The sequence below is a fragment of the Synechococcus sp. R55.7 genome, assembly GCF_047461955.1.
Lineage (GTDB): Bacteria > Cyanobacteriota > Cyanobacteriia > Thermostichales > Thermostichaceae > Thermostichus.
On the sequence record NZ_JANSIC010000117.1, the window covers coordinates 1 to 6,153 of the forward strand.

The 6,153-nt window shown below is 58.6% G+C and carries 5 protein-coding genes; 3 read left to right on the forward strand and 2 right to left on the reverse strand.

Features of this window, described 5'->3' with window-relative positions; translation table 11 throughout:
* From NW820_RS07670 to NW820_RS07680, 3 genes are all read left to right on the forward strand, one after another.
* Positions 1-368, forward strand: a 368-nt coding sequence (locus NW820_RS07670) for a hypothetical protein (RefSeq protein WP_414407146.1), incomplete at its 5' end; no start/stop codon positions are given.
* Between the two features lie 34 nt (positions 369-402).
* A complete protein-coding gene (locus tag NW820_RS07675) occupies positions 403-1,272 on the forward strand; it encodes a M48 family metallopeptidase (RefSeq protein ID WP_011433741.1) in 870 nt (289 codons plus the stop codon).
* Positions 1,273-1,512: 240 nt separating this feature from the next.
* Positions 1,513-2,451: a carbohydrate kinase family protein gene (locus tag NW820_RS07680; protein WP_414407147.1), complete on the forward strand. Its 939-nt coding sequence runs from the start codon at positions 1,513-1,515 to the stop codon at positions 2,449-2,451.
* Here NW820_RS07680 and NW820_RS07685 read toward each other — a convergent pair.
* Both NW820_RS07685 and NW820_RS07690 read right to left on the reverse strand, forming a co-directional pair.
* Complete coding sequence (locus NW820_RS07685) at positions 2,445-4,169, reverse strand: ABC transporter ATP-binding protein (protein WP_414374844.1); 1,725 nt, start codon at positions 4,167-4,169, stop codon at positions 2,445-2,447. The two genes, NW820_RS07680 and NW820_RS07685, sit on opposite strands and share 7 nt — an antisense overlap.
* Before the next feature lie 36 nt (positions 4,170-4,205).
* Positions 4,206-6,153, reverse strand: a 1,948-nt coding sequence (locus tag NW820_RS07690) for a diguanylate cyclase domain-containing protein (protein WP_414407148.1), incomplete at its 5' end; no start/stop codon positions are given.

Here is a 6,153-nt window from a genome sequence, read left to right on the forward strand (position 1 = left end):
AGGTAACTCCAGCCGATGCAGAGGCTCATGCTGCTCCCCAACCGGCAGATCTGGCAAGGATCTGGGCAGATTGCCCGCAGGCGGTGTTCAACCAGGAATCAAGTCAGCAGCAACTGTTTTTGGGATTGGGGCTGCCCCCGCACTTGACCTGGCAAGGGCGACTCTATCGCCGCGCTGAGCGTGCTGCCGCCGATACCGGGCGCTTTGTTACCGATGGCACTCGCATTCAAGATCATGTGGTCTATTGGGAGATCCCCTCTGGAGAAAACCCGTTTGATTTTACTGACAAGCCGACCCTGCCGGATCCGCCGCCGGAGCGGCTATTTTTGTTGAATCGCCACCGCCAGTTTGTGCCCTACGAGTTGTAACCGAAGTCCTTTCTCCCTCTGTTGTCTATTGTCTATGTCGTCCATTCAACGAGAACCTCGCATTCTGTTGGGCCTGCGGGCCGACCAATTTCGTCATCCCGTGGATCTGCAAGCCACCCGCTCTCTGCAGCAAGTGCCGGGGCTGGGCCTGCTGATTCAAAATTGGCTTGGCTCAACGGCAGGACAGATATTTTATCTGGACAACATTGCTTCTAGTATCCAAATTAACGAGCATCAGTTGCCGGAAATTCATCAGCTTTTGGTGCAGGCCTGTCGCATCTTGGATCTGGAGGTGCCCCAGCTCTACGTGCGGCAGAACCCCACGCCCAATGCTTACACCTTTGCCATGCAGGGGAAAAAGCCCTTCATTGTCTTGCACAGCTCTCTGCTGGATCTGTTGGAGCCGCCGGAAATTCAGGCCGTGATCGCTCATGAGTTGGGCCACTTGAAGTGCAATCACGGGGTCTACTTGACGATGGCCAACATTCTCATGCTCTCCACCAGCTTGCTCCCCTTCGGGGGGTTGTTTTATCAGGCGTTGCAGGATCAACTGATGCACTGGCTGCGGTGTGCCGAGTTTACCTGTGACCGGGCGGCGCTGTTGGTAGCCCAAGATGCCAAGACGGTGATCTCGGTGTTGATGAAATTGTGTGGGGGATCCCCGCAATTGGCCTCCAAGCTGAACGTGGACGCCTTTTTGGAGCAGGCCCGTACTTACGACGAGCTGGACGGGGATCTGTGGCAGATGGAGCTGAAGCAGATGCAAACGGTGGGGCGCACCCATCCGCTGCCGGTGCTACGGGCCAGAGAAATCGAGCGTTGGTTCCGCAGCAACACCTATCAGCAGATCCTGGAGCTCCAGGGATTGGGCTCCGCACCGCGGACGTCAACGGCTGCTTCGTAAACTACCCGACTCCGACCGCTAAAGCAGTACAGAGCGGGCTTTTAGTAGCCCTGCAGTTGGCAAGCCAACCACGAGCCTCTGGGGTGGTTTACAGCACCCCCAATCGACCGTTACCAGTGCCTTAAACAACCGTTTCTGGTGTCCGCAGTACAATTATAACCATGGAGGCGGACTTTCCTCTCGACACTGATCCTACCGGTACAGCACGGGGCTCCTGCGATTTCTAGCTGAGTGCTCAAGATGGATCCCTCTCATGTGCCCCTGGGTTTGCCGCTCATCTTGGGGGAGGTGCTTTTCGACTGCTTCCCCACAGAGATTGTGCTGGGCGGAGCAGCTTTGAATGTGGCTTGGAACCTCAAGGGGCTGGGATCCGATCCCCTCTTGCTCAGTCGTGTTGGCCAAGACGAGGCCGCCAGAGAGCTGCTGGGGGCCTTGCGACGGCAGGGGCTGCGCCTGGAGGGTCTGCAGCAGGATTCTGTTCACCCCACCGGCAAGGTTCAAGTAACCCTGGATGAGCAAGGGATCCCCACCTTCGCCATCTTGCCCGACCAAGCCTACGACTACATCCAGTTGGATATCGGGGCTCTGCAAGCTCTCCAGCCCAGCCTGCTCTACCGGGGCAGCTTGGCAGCCCGCCGGGAGGCAGCCCATCGCCACTTTCAAGAGGGGATCCCCGCTTTGGGCTGTCCCGTGTTTCTGGATCTCAACCTGCGGGATCCCTGGTGGCATCCAGACGCCATCCAGGAGATGCTGCGCACCTGCACTTGGCTGAAGCTGAACCAGGCAGAGCTGGAGCAAGTGGCCCAACTGGAAGGGATCCCTCCTGGAGACCTGCTGGAGCAAGGACAGATCCTCCAGGCTCATCTGAACCTGAAAGGTCTATTTCTGACCTTGGGAGCGGCAGGCGCGCTGCTGATCACCCCTGCTCAGGTCTATCGGGCCGACCCAGTGCCCGCGCCTCAGCTGGTGGATACGGTGGGGGCGGGAGATGCATTTAGCGCCGTGGCCATCCTGGGGCTGTTGCGGGGATGGCCGGAGGCGATTCTGGTGCAACGAGCCGTGCAATTTGCAGCGGCCATCTGTGGGATCCCGGGGGGAGCGCCTGCGGATCCGGAGTTTTACCGGCCCTTCTGGCAGGCATGGGAGATCCAGGAGATCCAGAGGCCAAGGGTTCAATGAAACTGGCGCAGGTGAAACTGGGCGTAGCGACCCCCTTTGCCCAGCAATTCTCGGTGATTTCCCTGCTCCAGCAATTGCCCCTGCTCCAAGACGAAAATGCGGTGGGCAGTGCGTACCGTCGAGAGGCGGTGGGCAATCACAAAAACGGTACAGCGTTGCATCAGCCGTTGCAGTGCTTCCTGCACCAACGCTTCCGACTCGTTGTCCAAAGCCGAGGTAGCCTCGTCCAGGATCAAGATCTTGGGGTTGAGGAGCACGGCGCGGGCAATGGCCAGCCGTTGCCGTTGTCCACCGGAGAGGGTGACCCCCCGTTCTCCCACGCGGGTGGCGTAGCCATCGGGCAAGCTCTCGATAAAGGTGTCGATGTTGGCCACCTGGGCCGCCTGGCGTACCGCTTCCAGGTCAAAATGCTCTTGTCCGTAGGCGATGTTGCTGGCAATGGTTCCCGAAAACAGGGTGATCTCCTGCGGCACAATGCCGATCTGCCGGCGCAGGCTCTTGAGGGTGACGGTGCGGATGTCGATGCCGTCGATGCGGATGCAGCCCTGCTGGGGATCGTAAAAGCGGGGAATCAGGCTCACCAGGGTGGATTTGCCGGCGCCGGAGGATCCCACCAGGGCCACAATCTCGCCGGGAGACACCTGAAAGCTGATCTGTTTGAGCACCGGCTGATCCGGTTTGTAGGCAAAGGAAACTTGGTCGAACTCCACCCAACCCTGAATGGGAGGCATGGGGCGGGCCCCGGGCAGCTCCCGGATTTGGGAGCGGGTGTTTAGCAGCTCGAAAATCCGCTCCACCGAAGCCTCACCCTGTTTCAGCTCGCTGTAGTTGTTGGTGATGTGAACAATAGGGTCGATCAACATCGCAACACCGGCGATAAAGCCGAGAAACTGGCTGCCGGTCAGGTTGCCCTGGCTAATTTGCCAGCCGCCCACCCAAAACACCCCCAACACGCTCATGGCGTACAGAAAACCCACCACCGGGTCTTGGATGGCTCTCATCTGTTCGGTCTGAAACCGGGCCAGGCGGTTGCTTTCGGCAATGGCACTGAAGCGGCGAATTTCGTAGTCCTCAGCCGCAAAGGCGCGAGTGAGGCTGATGCCAGCAAACACTTCAGTCAAGAGGGCGGCCAAATCCGACATCTTCTCTTGGTTGAGGCGGGAGCGAAACAAAAGGCGATCCCCAAACCAACTGATCAAGGCTCCCATCAGGGGGGCTATCAGCAAGGTGGTCAAGGTGAGAATGCCGTTGAGATAGAACAGGTAGGCCACCACCGCCAAGATGGTGAGCACGCTGGGGATGAAGCGATGGAAAAACCGCTGCACCACCTCTCCCACCCGATCCAGATCCCCCGTGAGGCGATAGACCAGATCGCCGGTGCGGCTGCCGGAAAAATAGTCCACATCCAGTGCCTGCAGGTGGGCATAAATCTGTTGGCGCAATTCCAAAACCATTTGCAAGGAGGCCCTCGCCATCAGGGTGTCTTGGCCATACTGAAAAGCGCCGCGCACCAAGAAAAACACCACCCCAATCAAGGCCAGCATCCGCAATTGCCCCAGATCCCCGGCACCAATGGAGCGGGCCACCCACTCGATCAAGTAGGCGAGGGCGGGCATGGTTAGCACAAAGCCAAGGGTACAGGTTAGCCCCAGCAACAACATCCACAGATGGGGCCGAATGAAGGGAATGAGACGGCGATAGCTACGACCTGGATGCACAAATCACAAACCAGAAGGGCCTCTGACCCAACCAGCTTACAGGATAGTGTTGCGGACTGCTGCCGGGATCCCTGAAACTGGCCGGTAGAGCTGAAAGCCGCTGCGGCCATTTTCCTTGACCTGGTAGAGGGCCAAGTCGGCATGGTGCAAAAGGGTGGACACTTCTACGCCGTCTTGGGGGTAGAGGGCGACGCCGATGCTGCAGGTCACGGAAAGGGAATGGCCCTCGCAGGAGAAGGGAGTTTGAAAGGCATCGACAATCCGCTGAGCCAGACGCGCTGCCACTGTGGGGCTGCCAATTCGGGGCAGCAGCAGGGTAAACTCATCCCCTCCCCAGCGGGCGACGATATCTCCAGGTCGAACGCACTTGGTTAGCCGTTCGGCTACCCCCTGCAACAGGGCATCGCCGACACCGTGGCCGAAGGTATCGTTGATGTCTTTGAAGTGATCCAAATCCACAAAGAAGAGGGCCAGAGATTCACTGTAGTATTGCTGCAGGGCCTGCTGCAGCCGCTCCCGAAAGGATTCGCGGTTCACCAAACCTGTCAGGGCATCATGATGAGCGCGAAACTCCATGTAGGCTAAGCTCTGCTTTTGGGCGGTGATGTCTTCGCAGATGCCTTCATAGCCGAGGATATTTCCGGCTTTATCTTTAACCAAACGGGCCTTTTCTCGGACCCAGATGATCGAGCCATCCCGCCGCCGCAGCCGGTACTCAAAGCCGCGTACGGATCCCTGTTCCTGCAATAGCCGCACAAATTCTTCCCACTGGCTGGGATCCACATAGAGCTGCCGCTTGCCCGCCTCTTTCGCTTCGCGCATCAATTCTTCGGGGGAGCTGTAGCCGCAGATCTGGGCCAGCATCGGGTTGGCGGAGAGATACCGACCTGCCGCATCGGTGAAAAAAATGCCCTCTACCGCATTCTCGAAAAAATTGCGATAGCGCTCCTCAGCCTGGCGCAGCTCCTCTTCCACTTGCCGGCGCTCCGAGATCTCGAGGGCCAGAGACACCAAATCCGCCAGGGATCCGGCGAAGTTTTGCTCTTCTAAGGTCCAGTGGCGAGGGGATCCAATGTGCTCGTGGCAGAGAACACCCACCATCCGTCCTTCCAGTCGAATGGGGGCATCCAGCATCGAGACCACTCCCATTGCTGTCAGGTAGGAATTGCCGAACTCGGCGGTGCGGGGATCCGCCACCACTTGGTCGGCAGCAATGGTGCGCTCTTGCTCCAGGGCTTGAAAATAACGGGGATAGTCTTTGGCCCAGATCTCCGCCCCTTGAGTATGGGATCCCTCGGGGTTGTCTGGGGTGATCTCGAATTGATTGATGCAGCGAATGCTGGAGCGCTCCGACGTGTAGAGCCAGACCCCCACCCGTGCCACCCCCAGGGTATGGGCGGCTGTAGTACAAATCTGTTGCAGAGCAGCTTGTAAGTCTCCTTGGCTGAGGGCTTTGTGCCGGGTGAGCTCCATCAGAGCCCGGTTGTGCTCCAACAGTTGCTTTTGGCTGCGCTGTAGCTGCCACTCCACTTGCTTGCGTGCTGTGATGTCCTGACAGGAGCCGACAATTCGGCTGATTGGCTTGTTCTCCTCAACTACTGGAGAAAGGGTAACGATTAGAACATGGGTCGACTCTGGGTCGGGAGCGGCAGAGGCCGTTAGGCTCAGCTCAAAGCTCACTTGCCGGCCATGGCTGAGGCAGTGTTCGGTGTGCAGTTGAATCTGCGCAGCCAGAGAAGGCGGTAGACAACTCTGGAGCTCTTCTCCCTCGATAGGTCGAGAGGAGAGAAAAAACATCCTGCAAAAAGCCGGGTTACCCACCAAAAACCGACAGCGCGGTTGAGGTGAGCCTCTTTCTGGCTCCGGGGGCAGACACTCAAGGACAAACAACCCATCGCTGACGCTCTCGAACATGGTGCGCAGCACAGCCCGTCCCCGAGCCTGTACCGGGCGCCCACGGTACATGACCTGGGGATTCCACAGA